This is a genomic window from Pandoraea terrigena, from assembly GCF_902459705.1.
Taxonomy (GTDB): Bacteria; Pseudomonadota; Gammaproteobacteria; order Burkholderiales; family Burkholderiaceae; genus Pandoraea; species Pandoraea terrigena.
Genome location: NZ_CABPRU010000001.1, coordinates 799,303 through 824,480, shown reverse-complemented (window position 1 = coordinate 824,480; position 25,178 = coordinate 799,303). Strand labels below are relative to the sequence as shown.

Here is a 25,178-nt window from a genome sequence, read left to right as displayed (position 1 = left end):
TTTGTCCCTATCCAGCGCCTCATCCATAGGAGAGTCAATATGAGCAGCACCCACAGTGTTAAGCGCCGCGCCATCATCAAGTCGATTGGCGGACTTGTCGCGACCGGCGCGCTCTCGCCATTGGCGCGGGCGGACAACGAAAAGCGCATCGTCGTCAGCGACCCCGGGGGGCCATATGCCCTCGCCTATCGCAAGGCCTTTTACGATCCTTTCGAGAAAGCCACCGGCATTCAAGTCATCAACATTGCACGAGACTCGCAGCCACTCGCGCAGTTCTCCGCGATGGTGAAGACAAGGAACTTCATGTGGGATGTCACGACGCTCACACTGTCAGCCGATGTGTTGCCCCTCGAAGAGCAGGGCTTTCTTGAATCGATTGGTCTGGACAGCAAGCAATTCCCCGGCTTGCTGCCCGACGCGGTGCGTCCCGATTGGCTCGGCGTCAACGTGTATGGCACGGTTCTCGCGTATCGCAAGGACAAGTACGGTGCCAAGGGTCCGTCGAGTCTTCGCGATATGTGGGACGTGGCCCGTTTCCCCGGCCGGAGATCCCTGCGCAGAAGCCCGGTCGACTCGCTCGAACAGGCCTTGATGGCCGACGGCGTGCCGCGCGACAAGCTCTACCCGCTCGACGTCGACCGCGCCTTTCGCAGCCTCGACAAGATCAAGCCCCATGTCGCAGTCTGGTGGAGCACCGGCGCACAGGCCTCTCAACTCCTGCAAAACGGCGACGTGGACCAGATCATCACCTGGACGTCACGCGCGCAAGCGTCCATCGACAGTGGCGCCCCGGTCGCCATCGTCTGGAACGACGCCACTTACGCGATCGAGGGATGGGGGATTCCGAAAGGCTCGCCGCGCGCCGAATTGGCAAAGGCCTTTGTCAGGTTCTGTGCCGACCCGGTACGCCAATCCGTCATGCCCCAATACGTCGCTACCGGGCCGACGAACCGCGATGCCTTCAAGTTCATCGATCCGGCGCGTGCGGCCCTGCTGCCAACCGCGCCTGACAACGTCAAGCTCGCGGTCAATCAAAACGCAGCATGGTGGGACAAGAATCGCAGGGCCGTCACAGAGCGCTTCAACAACTGGTTGATTACCTGATCACACGACGCAACGCCTACGCCCTGAGCATGCGGCATTCGGCGCTCAGGGCGAGCAGATTCGGATCGCGCTCACGGTTTTGGGGAAGCACCAGCACAATATTCTGGCTGCGCGCGTAGCGTTCGGCGAGCGGGATCAACTGCACCTTCGGGCTGAAATCCGCAACGCGTCGCGGCAGCAGTGCGTACCCAATGCCGCCGCTCACGAGATTGATCAGCGAAAAGATGTCGCCCACTTGCATCGCAATGTCCGGCGCGAATCCCGCCAGATCAAACGCCGATTTGAAATCATGGTACGTCGCGAATTCGTCGCCGAGCGACACAAACTTCTCATGACGCACGGCCCTGAGGTCGATGGCCGTCTCTTTCGCATACGGCGAGCCCAGCGGCGCCGCGAAAAGGATGTCGTCTTCGAACATGGGCACGACCAACAGGTCCGGACTCTTTGGCGGCGCCCCCAGGGCAATCACGATCGCGTCCAGCAGACCGTCATCGAGCTTCGACATCAGATCTCGATTGGACCCGAGCGTGAGATCGATATCCAAAGCGGGTCGGCGCATTTTCAACCCGACCAATAATCGCGGGATCGTCCCGACCGTCATCGAATACAGCCCGCCGATCTTGAGTCGTGTCGACGTGAATCCAGCCGCCTCGCGCGTGCGCTGCACACCCGTCTCGCACTCGCTCAGCATTCGCGCCGCGTGCTCGGAGAACACATACGCGGTCGCCAACGGAATCAGCTTTCGACCGTCCTTCTTGAACAGCGGGCACCGGAGTCCGGCCTCCAGCGAATGGAGCGCCCGGTGCACGCTCACCGTACTCTGCCCCAGCACTTCCGACACCCGGGCCATATTCCCCAGCGCCATGAACGCCTGAAACACTTCCAGCTTCTTCAGGGTGATGCCGTCGTCAATTGCCATGCTCGCGCCTCGTTTCGGTTCAACACGTCCACTTCGAATCCACCAATTATTACCATAAAGCTAATGAACCGACACCTAAGTTGATTGAAATGGGACGTTTGGACGCATACGTTAGAGGCTACTGACGACTCAATGGCTGGAGCCCCCAACATGCAAGAGATGCCCGCAATCCCGGCGAAATGGCGTCGCCGGCGCGACGAGAAGGCGCGCCGCCTCACCGCCGCCCGCAGGATCGCCCATGGCAAGGTGATCGAGACCGGCGACATCGTGGCGGCCCTGGAAGCGCTGATCGCACCCGGCGACCGCGTGGTGCTCGAAGGCAACAATCAGAAGCAGGCGGACTTCCTCTCGCGCTCGCTGGTGCAAGTCGATCCAGGCGTCGTGCATGACCTGCACATGATCATGCCCAGCGTTGGCCGCGCGGAACACCTTGATCTCTTTGAAGTCGGCATCGCCAGGAAACTGGACTTCTCCTTTGCCGGCCCCCAGAGCCTTCGCATCAGCCAGTTGCTCGCCGACGGGCAGTTGGAAGTCGGTGCCATCCACACCTACATTGAGCTTTACGCGCGGCTAGTCGTCGACTTGATACCCAATGTCGCCCTGGTGGCGGGCTTCAAGGCCGACCGCGACGGCAACATCTACACCGGCCCCAGCACCGAAGACACACCGGCGCTCGTGGAGCCCGCGGCGTTCTCGGACGGCATCGTGATTGTCCAGGTCAATGAAATCGTCGACGACGTGACCGACCTGCCCCGGGTCGACATTCCCGCCTCGTGGGTGGATTTCGTCGTCGTGGCCGACAAGCCCTTCTTCATCGAGCCGCTGTTCACACGCGATCCGCGGCTGGTCAAACCCGTTCATGTCCTGATGGCGATGATGGCCATCCGTGGCATCTACGAGCGTCACAACGTCCAGTCGCTCAACCACGGCATCGGATTCAACACCGCAGCCATCGAACTCATTCTGCCGACCTACGGCGAGCGCCTCGGACTCAAACGCAAGATCTGCCGGAACTGGACGCTCAATCCCCACCCGACCCTGATCCCCGCCATCGAATCGGGATGGGTGGAAAGCGTGCATTGCTTCGGCACCGAACTCGGCATGGAGCGCTATGTGGCCGCGCGCCCGGATGTCTTCTTCACCGGTCGCGACGGGTCGCTTCGCTCCAACCGGATGCTCTGCCAACTGGCCGGTCAGTACGCGGTCGATCTCTTTATCGGTGCCACGCTGCAAGTCGACGGCGACGGGCATTCGTCCACGGTGACACGCGGTCGGCTTGCCGGCTTCGGCGGCGCGCCGAACATGGGACACGATCCGCGCGGGCGCCGTCATGCCACGCCGGCCTGGCTCGACATGACGCAGCCCGACACCCTGCTCGAGCGCGGCAAGAAGCTGGTCGTCCAGATGGTGGAGACGTTCCAGGAAGGCGGCAAGCCAACCTTCGTCGAAACGCTGGACGCCGTCTCCGTCGCCAAACAATGCGGCATGCCGCTCGCCCCTGTGATGATCTACGGTGACGACGTCACCCATCTGCTCACCGAGGACGGCATCGCTTATCTCTACAAGGCACGCTCACTGGAAGAACGACGGGCCATGATCTCCGCGGTGGCCGGCGTCACCGCGATCGGGCTGAAGCACGACCCGGCCAGGATGGCGAAGATGCGCAGCGACGGTCTCATCGCCTTGCCGGAGGATCTCGGCATCCGTCGCACAGATGCAAGCCGCGAGTTGCTCGCCGCCAAGAGCATCGGCGATCTGGTGGAGTGGTCGGGGGGACTCTACGACCCGCCCGCGCGCTTCCGGAGCTGGTAATGGACAAGACCCTGATTCGACGGATCGAGTCTCCGTCCCAGCCGATCGAACTGGCGACGACGCTCGCCACGCTCGTCGAGTCCGCGCTGATCGACGAAGTAACGCTCTCTCCCAAGCCGGGCCTCGTCGACGTCCGCGGCTGCGGCGCGCATCACGACCTCACGTGGGGCCTGATGGTGCAGTCCGCCAATGTCTTGCGGCCCACTTTCGAGGCCATGGCCAAGGCGGGGGTGTTGATCGACAACCCGATGCGCCTGCGCGAACAGATCGGCCGTCTCGGACGCCTGGGCGAGGCGGCAATGCTCGCGGCGACCGGCGGCGTGAACACCCACCGAGGTGCCATCTGGGCACTCGGCCTCTTGGTCACGGCCGCTGCGCAAGCGCCCAACGCGCTGAGCGCCAATGCCATCGCGCGCCGCGCCGCAGCGCTCGCGCGCCTGCCCGACCGCTTTGCGCCGTGCGCCACCGGACACAAGGGAGAACGTGCCTGCCTCGACTACGGCGTGGGCGGCGCCCGGGGGCAGGCATGGGCAGGCTTTCCTCACGTGACGAAAGTTGCGCTGCCGGCGCTCAGGCGAGCCCGCGCGGCAGGCATGCGCGAGGACCATGCCCGCATCGACGCCCTGCTCTCGGTCATGGCCACGCTCGACGACACGTGCGTGCTCGCCCGAGGCGGCCCCGACGCCCTGCATGCAATGCAGGCCGGCGCCGGTGCCGTGCGCGCGAGCGGCGGCCTGTCGACACCGGATGGCCGGCGCAAATTTCGAAAGCTCGAGTCCGACATGCTGGCTCGACACATCTCGCCGGGCGGAGCGGCCGACATGCTGGCGGCCGCCCTGTTCCTCGACCGGCTAGGCGCGAAGGGATCGCCTTCGCGGCTTAACGATTCACCGTTTTTGAGTCTTTAGGAAGCACGTCCATGGAAAGGCTTCAATTTCATTTCTCCGGCGGCGCACCGGGTGCGGGCCGAACCTGCGTGGGTGTCGTCGGTTCGGGCGACCTGGAAGTCCTGCTGTCTCCCGGCGAGTCAGGACGCATCCACGTCGAGCTTACGACCTCGGTCAATGGCATGTCGGCGATCTGGCAAGCGCAGCTCGAGCGCATCTTCGCTTCGCACGCCTGGCCTGCGCTGAACGTAGAAATCAACGATTTCGGCGCGACCCCGGCTGTCGTTCGTCTTCGCCTGGAACAAGCGCGCGAAGCCCTCGAATCCCTCCAGTAAGGGCACAACGAGATGACGAATACTCCAATACAACGAGACAGCTTCATCGAACGCGACGCGCGTCGTCGTGCCCTCGCCCTGCTCGACCCCGGCACCTTCCGCGAACTTGTCGATCCGTTCGATCGATTGTCTTCGCCCTGGCTGCCCCGACAAGGCATCGTTGCGCAGGCGGACGACGGCGTCGTTGTCGCTCGCGGGACACTGGATTCGCAGCCGGCGGTCGTCCTCGCCATCGAGGGCGCATTCCAGGGGGGAAGCATGGGGGAAGTCTCCGGCGCCAAAATCGCGGGCGCCCTTGAGCTGGCCGTCGACGACAACCGCCGAGGCATCCCGACGCGCGCCGTCATCGTCTTCGAGACAGGTGGCGTACGTCTGCAGGAAGCCAATCTCGGCCTCGCCGCCATCGCGGAAATACATGCGTCCATCCATGCACTCAGAACCTTCGGGCCGGTCATCGGCATCTCCGCCGGGGTGGTCGGCTGCTTCGGTGGCATGAGTATCGCCGCCGGCATGTGCAGCTATCTGCTCGTCACGCGAGAGGCACGGCTTGGGCTGAACGGACCCTCCGTCATCGAGCAGGAGGCCGGTGTCGAGGAATACGACTCACGCGATCGACCGTTCATCTGGGGCCTGACAGGCGGGCAGCAACGCAAGGCGACAGGGCTTGTCGACGCCTGCCTCGACGACGACACCACGGCGATTCGCGCGCAGGTGCTCGCGTGGCTGCGCGCCGATGCCCCAACGCCGCAGCGCAGCGAACAGATCGAGTACTACCTTGAACGACTGATGCACGTCGATGTGACGAACCAGCCCTCGCCCGAAGACGTACGCGTTCTTTATGCCGCCGCCCGCGCAGGAGACCCCTCATGAGCCTTTCCGAACATGCCTCGCGGGGTGCCGTGTGGTTGCACGCATTGACGTCCGACGCCGCGTACCGCACCGAAGCCGATGACTACGGCAGCACGGTGCGGGTCGTGGATGCCTCGCTTGCCGATGCCCCCGCGCGCTTCGTCGCCGTGGTTCCGGACGCGAACAATCGCTTTCCCCGTGCGCGACATGGCGAAGTCGGGCTGATCGAAGGATGGCAACTGGCGCGCGCCGTACGGGACGTGATCGCCCGCGACCGGGACAGCGAGCGCAAATCCACCATCGTCGCCATCGTCGATGTCGCCAGCCAAGCCTATGGACGCCGCGAAGAAGCCTACGGCATCCACCTCGCACTGGCGGCGGCGGCCGACGCCTATGCGGCAGCGCGTCTGGCCGGGCACCCGGTGATCGGCCTCATCGTCGGGCGAGCGATGTCAGGCGCGTTTCTCGCGCATGGCTATCAGGCAAATCGTCTGGTCGCGCTCGACGATGTGGACGTCATGGTCCACGCCATGGGCAAAGCGGCCGCCGCGCGCATCACGCAGCGCTCGGTCGACGAACTCGAGGCGCTGGCCGAGACCATTCCGCCAATGGCATACGACATCGCCAACTTTGCGTCGCTAGGCATCCTCTGGCGTCTGCTGAAGGTCGGTTCCGCCCAACATCCCGATCCCAAGGACGTCGGTGACGTTCGCGACGTACTGGTGCAAGCACTGGCGGATATCCGGAGCGATCCGTCGCAGGGCCTTTCCAGCCGGCTCGGCGCCCCTTCGCGACAGGCTTCCTCAACCGTTCGCGAGCGACTGAAGGCACTTTGGTCGCTCGCCCCTGACCGCCCGGCGAGTGTGCCGGGCCAACGTACTGACTGACCGCCGCACGCCTGGAGAACGATTGCCGGCCCAGAAATCCGCTTCACGTTTCGCCCCTAAACCCGACGACTCGACGCTTGCCATAAGACCAGAAAAGACGATTCGTCGTTGCCTCAACCAGGAGACAGTAAGTGATTATTTACGGTACGACCCTGCTCGCGATTTGCCATCTCGCAGGCATCTTGCTCGGCGACCTGCTCGGACAGGCGATCGGCGTGAAAGCCAATGTCGGCGGCGTTGGCATTGCCATGCTGCTATTGATCTTCGCTCGGCTCTATCTGCATCGGCGCGGCCTCATGCCCGCCGCGACCGAAGCCGGCGTTTCCTTCTGGGGAGCGATGTACATCCCCGTCGTGGTCGCCATGGCAGCGCAGCAAGATGTCGTCACCGCCTTGCGAGGTGGGCCGGTCGCGCTGCTTGCCGCCGTCGGCGCGGTGCTCGTCTGTGGCTTCGCCATTGCCGTGATCAACCGAACGGGCAACGCGCAGCCGCTACCGCCGCTGTCCGAGTCGGCACAAAGCAACGCTTGAGAGGCGGTCAATCATGCTATCCATGTTCGAAAAAGTCTTGCATCACAACGGATTGGTCACCGCGTTCGCACTCGTCGGCATCATCATGGGGCTTTCCATGTGGTTGTCTCGGCGGCTGACGTTCGGGCGCGTGCACGGCTCGGCCATCGCCATCATGATCGGCCTTGTGCTGGCCTATTGGGGCGGTTTGGCCTCTGGAGGACAAAAAGGCCTTGCCGATGTCTCGCTGTTCAGCGGTATCGGGTTGATGGGCGGCGCAATGCTGCGCGACTTCGCGATCGTTGCCACCGCGTTCGAAGTACAGGTGTCGGAGGCACGCAAGGCAGGTCTGATTGGCGTCGTGTCCCTGTTGCTCGGCACCGTGCTGCCCTTTATCGTCGGGGCAACGCTGGCCCACGCGTTCGGCTACACGGACGCCGTGAGCATGACCACCATCGGCGCAGGCGCCGTGACCTACATCGTCGGCCCGGTGACAGGCGCTGCGATCGGCGCCAGCTCCGACGTCATGGCCTTGTCGATTGCCGCTGGGCTCATCAAGGCCATCATCGTCATGGTCGGCACGCCATTTGCCGCCCGCTGGCTGGCACTGGACAACCCGCGCGCCGCCATGGTGTTCGGCGGTCTGGCCGGGACCGTGAGCGGTGTGTCGGCAGGGCTCGCCGCCACGGATCGCCGCCTCGTGCCCTATGGCGCGCTCGTTGCGACCTTCCATACGGGCTTGGGATGTCTGCTCGGACCGTCGGTCTTGTATCTTGCGACGAAGGCCATTGTGCAATGACGCCTGCCAGCGCTGCGCAACGGTCACCGCTGCGGCCCCACGATCTTCTCTGGTGTGACGATGTCGCGCTCCCGGAGGGGATGGCGGTGCCCGGGTGGGTGAGTGGCGCGCTGGCCACCGGTGCGCCTGCCGTCGTGCGGCGGGCACCGCTCGCGCAAGCCGACCTTGTACCGGTCGGCTTGCGTGGAACGTCCCGCGACCAGCGCATCGCGGCTCACGTGCCGCGCCGTTCGGTGCGCCGCATTGTCTCGCCGGAGTCGCTGCTCGAGCGCATCGCGGAGATCGAACCCACAACACCACTGCCGTGCCTGAAAGCACTTCGTGATCTTGCCCCTGCGCTCAATGCCCTGGGATTGCCTTGGGGACCGACCGGCGGCGTCGGCTTCGCACTGGCGAGCGGATTGCCCGCCCTGCATCCGCAAAGCGATCTTGATGTCCTCATTCGCGTGCCGTTTCCGCCATCCGACACGCAGTGCCACGCGCTCGCCTGGGTCGCGCGCGACAGAACCTGCCGACTCGACATCCAGATCGATACCGGGCGCGGCGGCTTCTCGCTTCGCGAATGGCTACGCTCGCCGCCTCGCACGCTGGTGAAGACCGATCGAGGTCCGACGCTGGTCGCGGATCCCTGGGGCGACCCCGGAGACACGACATGAGCGTTCTGTTCACCTATCCCGGTCAGGGCGCGCAGCGCGCTGGCATGCTGGGGGCATTGCCGGACACGCCGGAGGTCGAATCGACGCTCGCCGAAGCGCGCGATGCGCTCGGCATAGATCCGATGGCGCTTTGCAGTGCCGAGTCGCTTCGCTCGACAACCGCCGTGCAGTTGAGTCTGCTGATCGCGGGTGTGGCCATGACACGTGCGCTCGCCGCGCAAGGGGCAGCGCCGGACCTTGTGGCAGGCCACTCGATAGGGGCATGGACGGCCGCAGTCGCGGCAGGGACGCTGGACTTCAGGGATGCGCTCGGTCTCGTCCACTTGCGAGGACGTTTGATGGAGACGGCCTATCCGAGCGGCTATGGAATGACGGTCGTTACCGGATTGTCTGCTGTGACCGTGGCGGACATTGTGCAGACAGTGCACGCCGACGACTCGCCAGCCTATGTGGCGAATCTGAACGCCGAACGTCAGGTCGTGGTCGCGGGCAGCGATGCCGCGCTGAGGCTCGTGCAGGCGCTTGCCACGAAGGCGGGTGCTTCGCAGGTGGTTCGCCTGGCAATGTCCGTACCGTCGCATTGCGCGTTGCTCTCTGCCCAGGCGAGCACGTTGGCAGACGCCACGGCGAAAGTGCGCTTCCAGCGGCCACGGATGACCTACGTCAGTTGCTGCCGGGCGCGCGCGCTTTTTCATCCCGACGACATTGCGGAGGATCTCGCCTGGAACATGGCCCGTCAGGTCAATTGGTACGACACCGCTCGTCATGCGTATGAACGGGGAGCGCGACTCGCCGTGGAAATGCCGACGGGCGGGGTTCTGACGCGATTGACACGCCCGATATTCGGACAGGACTGCGCCATCGATAGTGCCAACGACAAGGTGAGTTCCACGGTAACGAGAATCCTTCGATGCCGGAGGACGGATCGCGCTTGAACGTCGGCCACGGATCGTTGACCATGCCGGCTTCGTTCGCCCTGCTGCGCAGGATTCGTGTGCCCGCCCTACCCCTACCCCTGCGCCATCGTCTCTCGCAGCACCTCGGCAAGCGCAATGATGCCCGACTCGATGTGTTCGAGCCGTATCGACGAAAAGCCGAGCCGGAACCGGTTGAGCGGCGGCGTATCGCCCATGAAGAAAATGTCGCCGGTCTCGATGAGAATGCCGCGTGCCTTCGCGCGTTCCGCCAGCACGTTCGCGTTCAGCGTCGGCGGTCCTTGCACCCAGCACGATGCCCCACCCTTGATCTGCACGAACGACACCTCCGGCAGATACGTGGTGAGCGCGGCGCTCAACACCTCGGCTCGCTTCGCATAGGTGTCCGCCAGGCGGCGCAGCAAGGCGTCGTGATGACCAAGCGCGAGGAACATTGAAAACGAGCGTTGAATGAACGCCGACGGATGGCGAATCATCAGGCGGCGCAGCGCACGCAACTCTGCCACCAGCGCCGCCGGCGCCACGATGTACCCGAGTCGCAGCCCCGGGGCAAACGACTTGGACAAGCTTCCGATATAGATCACACGGTCGCTGCGATCCAGACTCTTGAGCGCCGGGATCGGAATGTCCGAATAGCTGTTCTCGCTCTCGTAGTCGTCTTCGATCAACACGAAGTCATCGGCTTCCGCCCGACGCAGCAACGCCTCGCGATTCGCCAGCGGCATCGTCGTCGTTGTTGGGCATTGGTGCGATGGCGTGACGTATACGTAATCACATTGCGACAAGCGATCGTCGACCGGCAACCCCGATCCGTCGACGGGCAAGCCAACGAGCTTCGGGGTTCGAATCGCGAAAATGTTGCGCGCGTCCGGATAGCCCGGGTCTTCGATCCCCACCGTGGTGTGCGCCCCCACCAGCAAGTCCGCCAGCAAATAGAGCGCCTGTTGGGCACCGTTGGTGAGCACGATCTCGTCGGCGTCGGCCCACACGCCGCGTCGCGGCAGCACGCGCGTGCGAATCTGCTGGATCAGCGTCTCGTCGTCGCGCGCGATCATGTCCGGCGCCCAATCACGAATCTCCATGACCGTGAGCGCCTTGTGGCAACACTCGCGCCAGTCCGCCGTCGGGAACATGGTCGGATCGAACTGGCCGTAAATGAACGGGTACTGATACTTCTGCCAGTCGATCGGCTTGACGATGTTGCGCTGCCCCGACGGGCGCACCACATAGCGCCCCTCCCAGTCCGGTGTCGCCGGATCCCGAGGCGCGAGGGTGCCGGCCACCCGTTCCGGCACGTCACGCGCCGGCATGCTCTGTGATCCCACTCGGGGCGCCAGGATATCGCCGTTGACGAAGTACCCGCGCCGCTCACGCGCAATCAGGTAGCCCTCGTCGACCAGTTGCTGGTAGGCCAGCACCACCGTGTTGCGCGCCACGCCCAGCCCTTCGGCCAACTCGCGCGACGACGGCACGGCAGCGCCACGCATCAGCCGCTCGTCGAGAATCGCCGACACCAGCATCTGGCGAATCTGGCTCTGCAAGCTCATGCCAGCGTGCGCCGACATCTGAAACAACTGGTTCCACATTGCCGCAGAAATCCGGCTCGACATCTTGCCCCCCTCTCGACTATCCCTTCCAGAACGTCAATTATTACTCAAGTGACGATGACATCCATTCCAGGCTGGGGTTTATCCGCAGTCGCGCGGAATCTCGGCGGATTCCAGCATTCATGCGGCTTACAAGCCGATACCGGGTTCGCTGGACCAGTTGGCATCATCAAATGCAGCCAACTGGCTCTAACGAACAAAAATGCTGGCGGCAATGATGCAATCACTTGGCGCCGATTCTTAACACCATTTGCGTCAAACCCGAGTGTTCTACCGAAAACTTCCCCATTAGAGGTGAACCATGAATGGACTTCCGAACCGGCTGCGACGGGTGTTCGCCGCCACCGCGCTGGCAGCAGTCACGCTCCCCGCTGCCCTGACGCTCGGGCTTACGCTGCCCTCGACGGCGCAGGCGCAGGAAAAAGAGGTAACGATCGCGTACCAGCAGATCGTTGATCCATGGCTGGTCGCCATTGCCGGGGGCGAGTTCGAGAAGGCCACCGGCTACAAGATCCACTGGCGTCAGTTCGAGTCGGGCGCGAAGGTCGCCACGGCCCTCGCCTCGGGCGACATCAAGGTCGGCGTACTCGGCTCCAGCCCGATGGCCGCCGCCGTCTCGCAAGGGCTGGACCTGCAACTGTTCTGGATTCTCGATGACATCAACCAGGCCGAGGCGATGGTCGTGCGCAACGCCTCGAACATCAAGTCACCGGCCGACCTGAAGGGCAAGAAGATCGGGGTGCCGTTCGTCTCGACCACGCACTACCACACGATGTTCGCGCTGCAACAATGGGGCATCAAGCCGACCGAGGTGAAGGTGCTCAACATGCAGCCGAACCAGATCGTGGCGGCATGGGAGCGCGGCGACATCGATGCGGCCTACGTCTGGGATCCGGCGCTCGCGCAGATCAAGAAAAGCGGTCATGTGCTGATCACCTCCGGCGAGTTGTCGAAACAGGGCAAGCCGACGTTTGACGGCATCGCCGTCGACCGCAAGTGGGGCGAGGCGAACGCCGACTTCATGGCGAAGTTCGTCAAGGTGATCGCCGACGCCGACGCGGCATATCGCAAGAACCAGGCCGCCTGGACGGCCACCTCACCGCAGGTCAAGGCCATCGTGAAGATGATCGGCGGCAAGCCGGAAGACATCCCCGGCGCGCTCTCGCTCTACGCCTTCCCGTCGGCCCAGCAACAGGCATCCGCCGAATGGCTGGGCGGTGGCAAGGACAGCCGCGCCGCCAAAGCCCTCAAGGATACGTCCGAGTTCCTGAAGAGCCAGCAGAAGATCGATGCCGTCAAGGCCGACTACACACCGTATGTCACGTCGCACTATGTCGACGCCGCGCTTAAACTGAAATAAGCCGTGCCGGGGCCGTCATGCCGAAAGTCTTCCGGCATGACGGCCCGTCCCCGATCACTCGATCGACAGGAGAAGGGCCTCATGGAACAACTCATCGTCAACGACGTCAGCGTCGTCTATCCCGGCCGGCGTCCCGGCGAGCAGGTGCAGGCGCTCGCACACGTCGATCTGACCATCGCACCCGGCGATCTTGTCGTGGCGCTCGGCGCCTCGGGTTGCGGCAAGACCACGCTGCTCAGCCTGATGGCGGGCTTCATCGCCCCCACATCCGGCGAATTGCTGCTCGGCGATGCCCCCATCGAAGGCCCCGGCGCCGACCGTGGCGTGGTGTTCCAGAAGCACGCGCTGCTGCCGTGGCTCAATGTGATGGAAAACACCGAGTTCGGGCTGAAGCTGCAAGGCGTGCCAAAGACGGAACGACGGGCCATCGCAGCGCGCAATCTCGCACTGGTCGGGCTGCAGGACTTCCACAATCACATGATTTACCAGCTCTCGGGCGGCATGCAGCAGCGGGTGGGCATTGCCCGCGCGCTCACGTGCAATCCGTCGATGCTGCTCATGGACGAGCCGATGGCCGCACTCGACGCGCTCACGCGCGAAACCATCCAGGAGTTGCTGCTCGACGTGTGGCGCGAGACCGGCAAGATGATCTTCTTCATCACGCACAGCGTCGAAGAAGCCCTGTTTCTCGCCAGCCGCCTGATCGTGATGTCGCCGCGTCCCGGCCGCATCACGCACACCTACGAACTCGACTTCAACAAGCGCTATCTCGAATGCCGTGACGCGCGCACCATCAAGTCCAGCCCAGATTTCATCGCCATGCGCGAGACTGTGCTCAGCATCATCTACGGCGACGAACGTGCGGGCCAGACGGCGACGTCGGGTGCCAATGCCGTCGCCGCCTGATCGTCGCAGGAGAGAACACCATGATGACCAAACCCGTCGCCCCTCACCCCACGCCGCCCGCCGCTGCCGCCAACGCCCCCGGCGCGCGCCGCCCGGCTGTCTCGCCCCGTGCGCCGCGCCGGCGCGGATTCTTCGCTCGCATGTTTGCCCCGCGCCCGGTCAAGGCCGGTGAATCGTTCGGTGCGCCCGGCCAAGGCCCCAGCCTCGCGATCAGCGTGGTGACCGTGGGTGTCCTGTTGCTGATCTGGATCGCCATTACGTCGTCGGGCATGATCAAGCCGCTGTTCCTGCCGGGACCGCGCGCCATCATCGAGAAGTTCATGCAGGTGGCCACGGAAGGCTTTGCCGGCTCGACGCTGTGGGAGCACACGCTCGCGAGTCTCTATCGCGTCTTCGGCGCCTTTGCGCTGGCGTGTGTGACCGCCATCCCGGTGGGCATTCTGATGGGCGTGTCGCGCATCGGCCGCGGCGTATTCGATCCGCCGATCGAGTTCTACCGCCCGCTGCCGCCGCTGGCCTACCTGCCGCTCGTCATCATCTGGTTCGGCATCGGTGAATTCTCGAAAGTGTTCCTGATTTACCTGGCCATCTTTGCCCCGCTTGCCATCGCGGCCCGCGCCGGCGTGCGCTCTGTCTCGATGGAGCAGATTCACGCGGCGTATTCGATGGGCGCCTCGCCGCGCCAGATCGTCATGCACGTCATCGTGAAGTCGGCGCTGCCGGAAATCTTCACCGGCATGCGCATCGGCATCGGCGTGGGCTGGACGACGCTGGTCGCCGCCGAAATGGTGGCGGCATCGAGCGGACTCGGTTTCATGGTGCTCAACGCGGCGGAATTCCTCGCGTCGGACATCGTGATCATGGGGATCATCGTGATCGGCTTTTTCGCCTTCGGTTTCGATCTGATCATGCGCTACCTCGAGCGCGTGCTGGTGCCCTGGAAAGGCAAGGTCTGACAAGACGTAAGCAGGTCCGTTGGTCATTACAAGAGACGCAGGGCGGCCCCCCCCCGCCGCACCTGCCGTCAAACAAGGTTTTCAGGAGGTTGTGTGGTAGTCGAGATATTGCAGGTCGGGCGCCTTGCCCGTGAGCGGCACGTCGTCGCATTGAACGTTTCCCCCCGGTTCCCCCGCCCCCCCAGTTCCGCCAGCGTCCCCGGCAGCGCCGCGCTCGTCGGTCGTTCATTCATGGGAGGTCATCATGGCCAATCGTGAACCCGGCACGCATCTGCAATCGAGCCTCAAGCAACGGCATATGAGCATGATCGCGCTGGGTGGCGTGATCGGCGCGGGCCTCTTCGTCGGCAGCGGCGTGGTCGTGCATGCCGCCGGCCCGGCAGCCGTGCTGTCGTTCCTGATTACCGGCGCACTCGTGGTGCTCGTGATGCGCATGCTCGGCGAGATGGCCTGTGCGCTTCCCGCCGTGGGATCGTTCTACGAGTACGCGCGACTCGCCTGGAACGACAAGCCGGTCGGCGGCGAACTGGCCGGCTTCCTGACCGGCTGGATGTATTGGTACTTCTGGGTGATCGTGGTCGCGGTCGAAGCGGTCGCGGGCGCCAACCTGATCCAGTTCTGGCTACCCGGCATCCCGGCCTGGGCCATCAGTCTCACGTTACTGGTCGTGCTGACATTGACGAACCTGGTGTCGGTGGCCTCCTATGGCGAGTTCGAGTTCTGGTTCGCGTCGATCAAGGTCGCGGCCATTGTCGTGTTCCTGTTTCTCGGCGGGCTCTTCGTGTTCGGCCTGTGGCCGGGCGCGGTGGCAAGCACCGGGCACCTGCTCTCGCATGGCGGCTTCATGCCCAACGGCATTGGCCCCGTGATGGCGGGCGCAGTCGCGGCGACCGGCTTCTACTTCGGCGCGGAGATCGTGACGATTGCCGCCGCCGAAGCCGCCGAGCCGCAGCAAGCCGTGGCACGCGCCACCAACTCGGTCATCGGCCGCGTGCTGTTCTTCTACATCGGCTCGATCCTGCTGGTGGTGATGCTGGTGCCCTGGAACGCCGCCAGCATGGCCACGCCGTATGTGAGCGCGCTCGAAGCGATGCACATTCCGGCCGCCGCGCACATCATGAACGCCGTGGTGCTGACCGCCGTGCTCTCGGCACTGAACTCGGGCTTGTACGCCTCGTCGCGCATGCTCTTCGCGTTGACGCGCCGCGGCGATGCGCCGCGCTCGCTCGCCAAGCTCAACGCCCGTGGCGTGCCGGTTCGCGCGATTCTCATCGGCACGCTGTTCGGCTATGCGGCCGTGGTGATGTCCTACGTGTCGCCCGATACGGTGTTCGCCTTTCTCGTGAACTCCTACGGCACGGTGGCGATCTTCGTGTACGTGCTCATCGCCTTCTCGCAACTGAAGCTGCGCAAGCGGCTGGAGCGCGAGGCGCCGGGCAAGCTCAAGATTCGGATGTGGGGCTACCCGTACCTGACCTGGGTTGCGATTCTCGGCATGCTGTCGATTGTCGGGGCGATGGCCTTCATTCCCGACCAGCGCGAACCGCTCGCCCTGGGGGTGGCCAGCCTGACGGTCCTGCTCGTGGCGTTCACCGTCCGGTCGATCTGGCGCAAGCTGCGCTCGCCGGACCCGAGCTTCGACATCTGAGCTAGGTCGGTGTGACAAGGCCGGCGGCAGAGATTCTGCCGCCGGCCTTTGTTTTGGTTCATCGGGGATGGCGGCTTCAACCGGTCGTCGCAACCGCTTCTTGCCGTCCGAGAACGCATCCGGGCCTGCCTGAAGTACCTGCTTTCGCCGCACCTCGATGGTCAACTGATCAACGTCGATGGGCGAACGTTCAAATTCCGACGACCGCTTGTCACCGCCCTCATTCGCGGACTACCGCTGGCATCGGGACGATGCGGCATGCCTTCGGACGGACCAACGTGCGCTTATGTAGCGTTACGCTTGGCGCCTCGCCCCCGCAGCCACTCGAGCACAAGTAGCAGACAAGTGGAAAAGACGATCAGGATGGTCGCAAGCGCAGCGATGGTCGGGCTGATGTTTTCTCGAATCCCGGTAAACATCTGACGCGGCAGCGTCGCCTGCCCCGGTCCGGCGAGAAACAGCGTCACGATCACATCGTCAAACGAGGTCGCGAAGGCGAACAGCGCCCCCGATATCACCCCTGGCGCAATCACCGGCAGCGTGACGCGAAAAAAGGTTTCCAGTGGGCCTGCGCCCAGCGACAGGCTCGCACGCACCAAATTCTGGTTGAAACCCCGCAAGGTGGCCAACACCGTGGTGACCACAAACGGTGCGCCCAGCGCGGCGTGCGCTAGCACCATGCCCAGGTAAGTGCCAGCCAGCCCCAACGGCGCGAAGCACAGATACATGCCGACGCCGACCACGATCACCGGCACGATCATCGGTGACATCAGCACCGCCATCAGGATCGCCTTGCCGCGAAATTGCACCTGGTTCAGCCCCGTTGCAGCCAGCGTGCCCAGTATCGTCGCCAGCAAGGTGGCCAACGGCGCAATAATGAAGCTATTGCGTGCCGCCGACATCCACTCGTCGGAGTTAAACAGGTTGTGATACCAGCGCAGCGAGTACGCCGGGATCGGATACGCGAGGAAGGTGCTGTCCGAGAACGACAGCGGCACCATCACCAGAACCGGCAGCACGAGGAACAACAGCGTAAGCGCATTGCCCGCGCGCAGCAGGTAGTACCAGAGCCGCTCGACCAGGGAAACATAAGGCGGAAAGCGCGATGGACGACCAACGGTTGCCGGCGGTTCCTGATACGCGTCATGAGGATTGATTGCTTGTTGACTCATCGCTCACCCCATGCCCAATTCCGCGCGTGTCAGGCGCCCATAGACCACATACAGCACGAGCGTGGCGGCAAGCAACAGGCCGCCCAATGCACACGCCATACCCCAATTGATGGAAACGTTTGTGAAATAGGCCACGTAGTAGCTGATCATCTGGTCGTTGGGTCCGCCCAGCAACGCTGGTGTGATGTAGTAGCCGATCGACAGGATGAACACCAGCAGCGCGCCAGCGCCAACGCCCGGATAGGTTTGCGGCAAATAGACGCGCCAAAACGCCGCGAACGGATGACTCCCCAGCGAGACGGCCGCGCGCTGATACGTCGGGGGAATCGATTTCATCACGCTATACAGCGGCAAGATCATGAAGGGCAACAAGATATGGGTCATCGAGATGTACACGCCGACCCGATTGAAAAGCAGCTCGAGTGGTGCGCGTGTCATGCCGCTCGCCATCAGTGCCTTGTTGACCAAGCCTTGCCCTTGCAGCAACACGATCCATGCGGCGACACGCACGAGAATGGACGTCCAGAATGGGATCAACACCAGGATCATCATCAAGTTCGCGCGCCGCCCCGGCAGCGTCGAAATCCAATAGGCAAGCGGAAAGCCGATCAACAAGGCGAAGCATGTCACCACGGCGCTGATGCCGAAAGTGCGCGCAAAGATGTTCAGGTAGATCGACGCGTCCGGGTCGGCCGGCACCACTTCGCCGAACGCATTCTGCCGATGGTCCAGCGCCGCGAGCACATAGAACGCAGAGTAGCGGCTGCTGTTCTTGGCGATCGCCTGCCAATAGGGCAGTTCGCCCCATCGCGCATCAAAATTCACCAGCCGCTCGCGCGCCTGTGTGAGCGGCACTGTCTTGCCGTCGTCATCGGTAAACGGCAACGCCCGCGCCGTCTTCATCACTAGTGTGTGAAATCCAGGCAATTCCGTGTTGAGGCGTCGCGCGAGGCCGCCAAGGCTATCACCGTCCTGTAGCGCCGTCAGATCACTCATCAGTGCGACGTACGCGGCGTCGCCGGGCAACTGCTTGCGATCCCAGCCGTGCAGCGTGCGGCTTGTCGTGGGCAAGGCGCCGACGACCTCGGGATTCTCGACCGCGCGAGTGAGTAGCATCGCAATCGGCACGACAAAGATCAGGAGCAGAAAAATCGCCAGCGGTGCAACCAAGGCCAGCGCCTTGATCCGCTTTCGATTCCGGGTCTGACGCAACTCGTCTTTAACGAGTCGCATGTTCTCGGCAACGGCCAGTGTTGCGGTTTGCATGTAGGAGATCTCTTTTCTCGACGTCGAATCTTGCGATTCCACTACCGTTTCGGGTTCGCTCGTCGGTGCCGCGCGAACCCGAAGCATAGGCTTGCTACATCGTCTTATTTCGAGGCCCATGCCGCAAAGCGTTGCTCGAGTTCATCGCCGCGATCCGTCCAGAAGTCGATGTTCTGAAGCACAGCAGTCGTCACGTTAGCCGGCGAGTTAGGCAAGTCTTTCAGGGTGGAGGCATCGAGCGACTTGACCGCCTCATTGTTGACCGGGCCGTAGGCTATGTGCTTGGCATAGGCGCTCTGCGCGGGTGTCGACAGCGAATATGCGATGTATTGCAGTGCCAGGTCCTTCTTCGGCGATCCCTTCGGAATCGCCCAGTAGTCGAGATCGTAGATACTGCCGTTCCAGACCACCTTCAGGTTCTTTCCCTCGCGCTGCGCCGCATCGATGCGGCCGTTGAACGCCGTCGACATGACAACGTCACCGGCCACCAGGAATTGCGGTGGCTGAGCGCCCGCTTCCCACCACTGAATCGACGGCTTGAGTTCGCTCAGCTTCTTGAAGGCTCGATCGACACCCTCCTTGGTCGACAACACGCGATAGACATCCTTGGGCGCAACGCCGTCGGCCATCAGCGCAAATTCAAGATTGCCGCGTGCGCCCTTGCGCATCGCGCGCTTGCCCGGGAATTTCTTGGTATCCCAGAAATCAGCCCAACCCGTCGGCGCAGTCTTGAGCGCGCTGGCGTTGTATGCCAAAACCGTCGACCAGATGAAAATGCCTGCGCCACAGGTCTGCACCGCGGCGGGCGTGAATCCATTCTTCGGCCCGATCTTGCTCCAGTCGAGCTTTTCGTACAGTCCCTCGTCGCAGCCACGGCCAAGGTCACCGGACTCGACTTCGACCAAGTCCCAATTCACATGCTTGGCTTCGACCATGGCCTTGACCTTGGCCTGCTCGCCGTTGTATTCGACGCTCGTCACATGATGACCGGTGGCCTTCTCGAACGGCTGCACGAAGGCCGCTTTCTGGGCGTCGCCGTTGGCACCGCCGAAGTTGACAACGGTCACGTCGGCGGCTTGGGCAACGCCGAACAGCATTGCGCTGGCAACGACGAATACTGTGTTCACAACCTTCTTCATTTTCAACTCCTGTTGATGGTCAGACGGACAACTAGCCAAGGAAACTGGATATCTTTATCAAGTGAATACGCGCAGATGTTCCGGCTCGAATGCGAGCGCGACCGGTACGCCTGGCACAAAGTGCTCGAGCGCCGGCGTTCCCAGCGGCACCTTCACGAAGCATTCGTCCTGCTGCGGCAATTGGCACCGCATGCGCACGTGGTCGCCGAAATAGATCAGGCCGGCTGCACGTCCCACCACGCCATTAACGCCGCCGTCGACCGACGAAGCGGGGTCAATCAGGCGCATGCGTTCGGGGCGGATGCATGCGCTCACCACTTCGCCAATCTGGGCGCGACGGCCCGTACTGCTGACGTCGCGAGCCGCCAGCGCGTGAACGCTCATGCCGCGAACCTCGCTTCCGTCCGCGAGCCGCAACGTACAGTAGTCGTCCCCGAGTTGCGAGACCACACCGCGCAGGCGGTTACTGTCGCCAATGAAGTTCGCAACGAATTGATTGCACGGCGACTCATACAAGCGGTCCACGGTATCGAGCTGCTGTACATAACCTTGATCGAACACGGCGACACGATCGGACATCGTCAACGCTTCGCCCTGATCGTGCGTCACATACACGAAAGTCACGCCCAACCTCTCGTGCAACGCCTTGAGCTCCAGTTGCATGTGTTCGCGCAGTTGCTTATCGAGCGCACCTAGCGGCTCGTCCATCAACACTAGACGCGGCTCGAACACCAGTGCGCGTGCCAACGCGATACGCTGCTGCTGCCCCCCCGACAACTGCGCCGGATAGCGCTTGCCAAAACTCCCCATCTGCACCATGTCCAGCGCCGCTGCGACTCTCCTCGCACGGTCGGCGCCAGGCACACGGCGCACCTTCAGCGGGTATTCGACGTTCTGCGCCACACTCAAGTGTGGAAAAAGCGCGTAGTTCTGAAAAACCATGCCGATATTGCGTTGATGCGGCGGCACTGTGTTGAGCAGCACACCGTCGAGCCAGATCTCTCCGCCAGTGGGGTACTCGAACCCGGCCAGCATCATCAGGCAAGTGGTCTTGCCCGATCCCGACGGTCCCAGCAAGGTCAGGAATTCGCCTTGGTAGATGTCGAGGTCGAGTTGTTTGACCACCAACGTTTCGCCATCGTAGGTCTTGCTCACGCGACGAAAACTCACCAGTACCTGTTTGCTGTTCACCATCGCGGGCCTCTTCATCCCTGGTTGATATGCGCGCACCAAAGCGCCACAAGCCCAATGCGCTTAGGTCGTTACGACGTTTGCGACGCCGTGGAACTTAACTTGAATCTGAATATAGACTGACTTGGCCCTACAATAGAGAACCATTTCTTTATTCGTGATGGGACCACTTTGGATGCAATCATTCTGTCGGACTGGCTGATCCAGCATCTCGACAAGGCGGGCGGCGAGCCGGCATATCGCCAGATCAATAGCCTGCTCCAGCAGGCCATCCTGAGCGGCCAGTTGCCGCCCGGCACGAAGCTGCCCTCCTCGCGAACGCTCGCCGCCGATTTGCAGGTGGCGCGCAATACCGTGCTGCACGTCTATGACCAACTGACTGCCGAGGGCTATGTCACTTCGTCCACGGGCAGCGGCACCTACGTGGCGGATACGCGGCCCGCGCGCGGTGTCGATACGGCCGCCTCAGAGATGACATCGCACGAGCAGCCGCACAAGCGCTTGTCGACGCGGGGGCAGCAAATGATCGATCAGGCGGGCGTATCAAAGCGACAATGGGGCGCTTTCATGCCCGGCGTACCGGACACCTCCGAGTTCCCGAGCAAGACATGGAACCGCCTCCAAGCCAAGCTCTGGCGCCAACCCAGCCATGAACTGCTGACGTATGCATCGGGAAGCGGCTACCGTCCGTTACGACGGGCCCTGTCGGATTATCTGCGCGTGGCACGTTCGGTCAATTGCAATCCTGATCAAATCATCATCACGACCGGCGTGCATCAGTCGGTCGACCTGGCGGTCAAGCTGCTGAGCGATATTGGCGACGTCGCGTGGCTGGAAGAGCCGTGCTATTGGGGTGTCCGCAGCGTGTTCCGGATGTCGGGCCTCGAACTGAAGCCGATCCCGATCGATACCGAAGGCCTCAACCCGAGCGTGGAGGACATGCAGGGCCCGCCACCGCGCTTGATTCTCGTCACGCCGTCGCACCAGTATCCGATGGGGATGGTAATGAGCCTGTCGCGCCGCCGAATGCTGCTGGATTTCGCGAGCAAGCATCGTACTTGGGTGATCGAGGACGACTACGACAGCGAATTTCGCTATGGCAGCCGGCCGATCTCCTCGCTACAAGGACTGGATACGGCAGGTCAGGTCATCTATGTCGGCAGCTTCGGCAAGACCATGTTCCCCGGTTTGCGCATGGGCTATATGGTCGTGCCCGAGAACCTGATCGAACACTTTCGCACCGGCCTGTCGGAGCTGTATCGTGAAGGCCAACTGATGCAGCAAGCGCTGCTGACCGACTTCATCATCGATGGCTACCTGACCTCGCACATCCGACATATGCGCGCGCTTTACGGCGAGCGGCGCACCTTGCTGATCGATACGATTCGCGCCAACTTCGGCGATGCGCTGCCGGTGATGGGCGATGAAGCCGGATTGCACCTGGTGCTTGGCCTGCATGGGCAGTCAAGAGACCCGCGCGATAACCCCATTTCGGATGAGCGAATTACCGACGAAGCGCTGGAAGCGGGCATCGTCGTGCGGCCTCTGACGCGCTATTACATCGACCCAGCCTCGGCACAATCGGGCCTGTTGCTCGGCTATGCGTGCGTGCCCAACAACCGTATTGAGCCCGCCTTCGACAGCCTCGCCCGCGTCATCGAAAAGCACCTGAAGCCGTAGACGAGCGCTGCCGAAAATACCAATGCTCAGCCATTCGTGTCGGCGGGCGCGCTTCCCCCTCGGCGACTGCCAATCTCCGTCCGAGGTGAAGCCGCACTTCATTCGCGAACAAAGCGGCTCCACTAAAGATAATGAAATGGCTCTTTTTTAAGAACCAGACCTGAGTATATTCCGAACTATCAGCCAGATCGTGTCGAACCTCGGCGCGGCAACCGGACCACTCAGGAGTCGAAATGTCGAATGCGGAATTTCACGCGCGCAAAAATGCCGCCACCCCACGCGGGATTGGAGTCATGTGCGATTTCTATGCGGAACGAGCGAAAAATGCCGAGCTCTGGGATGTCGAAGGACGGCGTTTCATCGACTTCGCCAGCGGCATCGCCGTGCTCAACACAGGGCATCGTCACCCCAAGATCGTAGCGGCGATTCGCGAGCAACTGGATCGCTTCACGCACACGGCCTACCAGATCGTGCCGTATGAATCGTATGTGACGTTGGCCGAGCGCTTGAATGCCTGCACGCCGGGTGACCATTCGAAGAAGACTGCCTTCTTCACCACCGGCGCCGAGGCTGTCGAGAACGCGATCAAGATCGCACGTGCCGCCACGGGACGTACGGGTGTGATCGCATTCGGCGGGGCATTCCACGGTCGGACAATGATGACCATGGCGCTGACGGGTAAGGTCGTGCCATACAAGAAGGGGTTCGGGCCGTTCCCTGGCGAGGTGTACCACGTGCCGTTCCCATCGGCACTGCACGAGATCGACTCGGCGCAGAGCCTGAAGGCGATCGAACAGCTGTTCAAGAGCGATATCGACCCACAGCGGGTAGCCGCGATCATCTTCGAGCCGGTACAGGGTGAAGGTGGCTTCTACCAGGCGCCACTGGAGTTCGTGCGCGCCATGCGAGCGTTATGCACGCAGCACGGCATCCTGCTGATCGCGGACGAGGTGCAAAGCGGCTTTTCCCGTACAGGCAAGCTTTTCGCGATGCAACACTACGACGTGATACCCGACCTGATGACCGTAGCCAAGAGTTTGGCAGGTGGCATGCCACTTTCGGCAGTCGTCGGTCGCACGGAGATCATGGATGCAGCCGCGCCGGGGGGGCTGGGCGGGACATACGCGGGGAATCCGCTGGCCGTTGCGGCAGCGCATGCGGTACTCGATGTGATCGAGGAAGAGCAGCTTTCATCGCGCGCCGAGATCTTGGGCAACCAATTGAAGGCGCGCCTGCGCAAGCTACAGGCTTCGGTGCCGCAGCTTGTCGAGGTGCGCGGACCGGGCGCAATGGTAGCGGCGGAATTCCACGATCCCCAGACCGGAGCGCCGGCACCGGAAGTGGTGAAACAGATCCAGGCCCGCGCACTGGAACAGGGCCTGCTGCTGTTGAGTTGCGGTGCCTATGGCAACGTGATTCGCTTCCTGTTTCCGCTGACCATCGAACAAGCGGTGTTCGACGAAGCACTCGGCATTCTGGAGACGGCCTTGCTCGAACTTAGCGACGTAACGGTCTGACCATGCCTCGTTTCCAGGCACAGCAATTCACGCCGCCTATCGCATAGCCTCGTCGTCGCAAGCGCCTCAGAGAATGGCGGCTTCGAGCGCCTGCGTGAGCCGACGCTCGTCTTCGTCCGACACGATGCCGATGAACACGATGACCGACGACGCTGAAGAGAGATCCGCACGACGTGTGAGCATCGAACGACGCCCGACGACATGCAGCTCGCTCATCTGACCGGCCTGCAGCACCACGAAGCCCTTCGCACGCAGCAGTTTGTCGCCCAAAAGGGCAAGCGCCGCCTTCAATCGCGACCTGTCGAACACACCCCCGGTCTCGACGCTGAAACTGCGCAGTCCACGCGGCAACGCGCGTGATGCCGCCCCCATCGGGCGCGGGCTCAGCAACCCGGGCAAGGTCATCACATCATCGGGAAAGAGAATGGCGGGTGGCACGACGCCTTGGTTCGCCGTGACAACGACCTGCGTTGCCCCCAGCGATGCCAGCCGTTCTTTGACGGCCTGCAACCTGGTGTCGCTCACCAGATCGGTCTTGGTCAGCACGAGCGTGCTGGCCACTGCAATCTGACGCCGGACGATGTCGCCGACATAGCGATCGTCCAGCACGGCGTCGATGCCATCGACGCCCACCGCCACGACAATGCCGTGCAGGCGGAACGCCTTGTCGAGCAAGCCCACCTGCGCGATGCGCAGGGGATCGGACACGCCGCTCGCCTCGATCACGAGCAAGTCGGGACGCTGCGCGCGCTCGCCCAGCGAGATCAGCGTCTCGACCAGGTGTCCGCCAATGGTGCAGCACACGCAGCCGTTCTCGAGTCCGATCACGTCGTCGCCGCGCTCACGAATGAGCGATGCGTCGATATTGATCGAACCGAAGTCGTTGACGAGCACAGTAACGCGCAAACCCTCGGCACTTTGCAGCAGCGCGTTGACGAGCGTAGTCTTGCCCGCACCGAGATAGCCGCCCAGGACGACCATCGGGATCGGCGGCCTGGGCGCCGCAGCGACCGCTGCCGGTGCGAGTGGTTGGCTGCCTTGCAT

The 25,178-nt window shown here is 63.0% G+C and carries 23 protein-coding genes; 16 read left to right on the top strand and 7 right to left on the bottom strand.

Annotated features, from left to right (window positions below; translation table 11 throughout):
• The first annotated feature begins 39 nt into the window (after positions 1–39).
• Positions 40–1,104: an ABC transporter substrate-binding protein gene (locus PTE31013_RS03765; RefSeq protein WP_150611450.1), complete on the top strand. Its 1,065-nt coding sequence runs from the start codon at positions 40–42 to the stop codon at positions 1,102–1,104.
• Positions 1,105–1,120: 16 nt separating this feature from the next.
• On the opposite strand, the gene PTE31013_RS03760 is transcribed toward PTE31013_RS03765, so the two are convergent.
• A complete protein-coding gene (locus PTE31013_RS03760; RefSeq protein ID WP_150611449.1) occupies positions 1,121–2,023 on the bottom strand; it encodes a LysR substrate-binding domain-containing protein in 903 nt (300 codons plus the stop codon).
• A 150-nt stretch (positions 2,024–2,173) separates the two neighbouring features.
• Here PTE31013_RS03760 and mdcA point away from each other — a divergent pair, with 150 nt between their 5' ends.
• The 9 genes from mdcA to mdcH all read left to right on the top strand — a co-directional run bounded on the left by mdcA (position 2,174) and on the right by mdcH (position 9,692).
• Positions 2,174–3,835 carry a malonate decarboxylase subunit alpha gene (gene mdcA / locus PTE31013_RS03755; protein ID WP_150611448.1) on the top strand — a complete coding sequence of 554 codons (1,662 nt, stop codon included), beginning with the start codon at positions 2,174–2,176 and terminating at the stop codon, positions 3,833–3,835.
• Complete coding sequence (locus PTE31013_RS03750) at positions 3,835–4,743, top strand: triphosphoribosyl-dephospho-CoA synthase (protein WP_150611447.1); 909 nt, start codon at positions 3,835–3,837, stop codon at positions 4,741–4,743. Before mdcA ends, PTE31013_RS03750 begins: the two co-directional genes overlap by 1 nt.
• An 11-nt stretch (positions 4,744–4,754) precedes the next feature.
• Entirely contained in the window at positions 4,755–5,057 is a 303-nt protein-coding gene (locus PTE31013_RS03745) for a malonate decarboxylase subunit delta (protein WP_150611446.1), read from the top strand.
• Between the two features lie 12 nt (positions 5,058–5,069).
• Entirely contained in the window at positions 5,070–5,927 is an 858-nt protein-coding gene (locus PTE31013_RS03740) for a biotin-independent malonate decarboxylase subunit beta (RefSeq protein WP_150611445.1), read from the top strand.
• A complete protein-coding gene (gene mdcE / locus PTE31013_RS03735) occupies positions 5,924–6,793 on the top strand; it encodes a biotin-independent malonate decarboxylase subunit gamma (protein ID WP_150611444.1) in 870 nt (289 codons plus the stop codon). Before PTE31013_RS03740 ends, mdcE begins: the two co-directional genes overlap by 4 nt.
• Positions 6,794–6,924: 131 nt before the next feature.
• Positions 6,925–7,323, top strand: coding sequence for a malonate transporter subunit MadL (gene madL, locus PTE31013_RS03730; RefSeq protein WP_150611443.1), 399 nt, complete (start codon positions 6,925–6,927; stop codon positions 7,321–7,323).
• Positions 7,324–7,336: 13 nt separating this feature from the next.
• Complete coding sequence (gene madM, locus PTE31013_RS03725; RefSeq protein ID WP_150611442.1) at positions 7,337–8,101, top strand: malonate transporter subunit MadM; 765 nt, start codon at positions 7,337–7,339, stop codon at positions 8,099–8,101.
• Positions 8,098–8,757, top strand: a complete 660-nt coding sequence (locus tag PTE31013_RS03720; protein WP_150611441.1) for a malonate decarboxylase holo-ACP synthase — start codon at positions 8,098–8,100, stop codon at positions 8,755–8,757. The genes madM and PTE31013_RS03720 overlap by 4 nt, the downstream gene beginning before the upstream one ends.
• Complete coding sequence (gene mdcH, locus PTE31013_RS03715; protein WP_150611440.1) at positions 8,754–9,692, top strand: malonate decarboxylase subunit epsilon; 939 nt, start codon at positions 8,754–8,756, stop codon at positions 9,690–9,692. The genes PTE31013_RS03720 and mdcH overlap by 4 nt, the downstream gene beginning before the upstream one ends.
• Before the next feature lie 74 nt (positions 9,693–9,766).
• On the opposite strand, the gene pdxR (PTE31013_RS03710) is transcribed toward mdcH, so the two are convergent.
• Positions 9,767–11,302 carry a MocR-like pyridoxine biosynthesis transcription factor PdxR gene (pdxR, locus tag PTE31013_RS03710; protein WP_150611439.1) on the bottom strand — a complete coding sequence of 512 codons (1,536 nt, stop codon included), beginning with the start codon at positions 11,300–11,302 and terminating at the stop codon, positions 9,767–9,769.
• Positions 11,303–11,600: 298 nt separating this feature from the next.
• On the opposite strand from pdxR (PTE31013_RS03710), the gene tauA reads away from it, so the two are divergent.
• The 4 genes from tauA to PTE31013_RS03690 all read left to right on the top strand — a co-directional run bounded on the left by tauA (position 11,601) and on the right by PTE31013_RS03690 (position 16,169).
• Positions 11,601–12,659, top strand: a complete 1,059-nt coding sequence (gene tauA, locus PTE31013_RS03705; protein ID WP_150611438.1) for a taurine ABC transporter substrate-binding protein — start codon at positions 11,601–11,603, stop codon at positions 12,657–12,659.
• An 81-nt stretch (positions 12,660–12,740) separates the two neighbouring features.
• Entirely contained in the window at positions 12,741–13,565 is an 825-nt protein-coding gene (locus PTE31013_RS03700; RefSeq protein ID WP_150611437.1) for a taurine ABC transporter ATP-binding protein, read from the top strand.
• A 140-nt stretch (positions 13,566–13,705) separates the two neighbouring features.
• Entirely contained in the window at positions 13,706–14,521 is an 816-nt protein-coding gene (locus PTE31013_RS03695; RefSeq protein WP_150611603.1) for an ABC transporter permease subunit, read from the top strand.
• 244 nt (positions 14,522–14,765) lie between these two features.
• Complete coding sequence (locus PTE31013_RS03690) at positions 14,766–16,169, top strand: amino acid permease (RefSeq protein ID WP_150611436.1); 1,404 nt, start codon at positions 14,766–14,768, stop codon at positions 16,167–16,169.
• Positions 16,170–16,453: 284 nt separating this feature from the next.
• Here the strand turns inward: PTE31013_RS03690 and PTE31013_RS03685 are convergent, their stop codons facing one another.
• The 4 genes from PTE31013_RS03685 to PTE31013_RS03670 all read right to left on the bottom strand — a co-directional run bounded on the left by PTE31013_RS03685 (position 16,454) and on the right by PTE31013_RS03670 (position 20,940).
• Complete coding sequence (locus PTE31013_RS03685) at positions 16,454–17,341, bottom strand: ABC transporter permease (protein ID WP_150611435.1); 888 nt, start codon at positions 17,339–17,341, stop codon at positions 16,454–16,456.
• A gap of 3 nt (positions 17,342–17,344) precedes the next feature.
• A complete protein-coding gene (locus PTE31013_RS03680; protein ID WP_026132276.1) occupies positions 17,345–18,607 on the bottom strand; it encodes an ABC transporter permease in 1,263 nt (420 codons plus the stop codon).
• Between the two features lie 104 nt (positions 18,608–18,711).
• Positions 18,712–19,746 carry an ABC transporter substrate-binding protein gene (locus PTE31013_RS03675; protein WP_130024892.1) on the bottom strand — a complete coding sequence of 345 codons (1,035 nt, stop codon included), beginning with the start codon at positions 19,744–19,746 and terminating at the stop codon, positions 18,712–18,714.
• A 57-nt stretch (positions 19,747–19,803) separates the two neighbouring features.
• The gene (locus PTE31013_RS03670; RefSeq protein WP_425495524.1) at positions 19,804–20,940 is read right to left on the bottom strand and encodes an ABC transporter ATP-binding protein; all 1,137 of its coding nucleotides are present in this window, start codon (positions 20,938–20,940) and stop codon (positions 19,804–19,806) included.
• A 168-nt stretch (positions 20,941–21,108) separates the two neighbouring features.
• Here PTE31013_RS03670 and pdxR (PTE31013_RS03665) point away from each other — a divergent pair, with 168 nt between their 5' ends.
• Positions 21,109–22,617 (top strand): MocR-like pyridoxine biosynthesis transcription factor PdxR, encoded by a 1,509-nt coding sequence (gene pdxR / locus PTE31013_RS03665; protein ID WP_150611434.1) that lies wholly within the window; start codon positions 21,109–21,111, stop codon positions 22,615–22,617.
• Between the two features lie 233 nt (positions 22,618–22,850).
• On the top strand, positions 22,851–24,134 hold the full coding sequence (gabT, locus tag PTE31013_RS03660; RefSeq protein WP_150611433.1) for a 4-aminobutyrate--2-oxoglutarate transaminase: 1,284 nt from the start codon (positions 22,851–22,853) through the stop codon (positions 24,132–24,134).
• Between the two features lie 66 nt (positions 24,135–24,200).
• Here the strand turns inward: gabT and PTE31013_RS03655 are convergent, their stop codons facing one another.
• Entirely contained in the window at positions 24,201–25,178 is a 978-nt protein-coding gene (locus tag PTE31013_RS03655) for a CobW family GTP-binding protein (RefSeq protein ID WP_246173875.1), read from the bottom strand.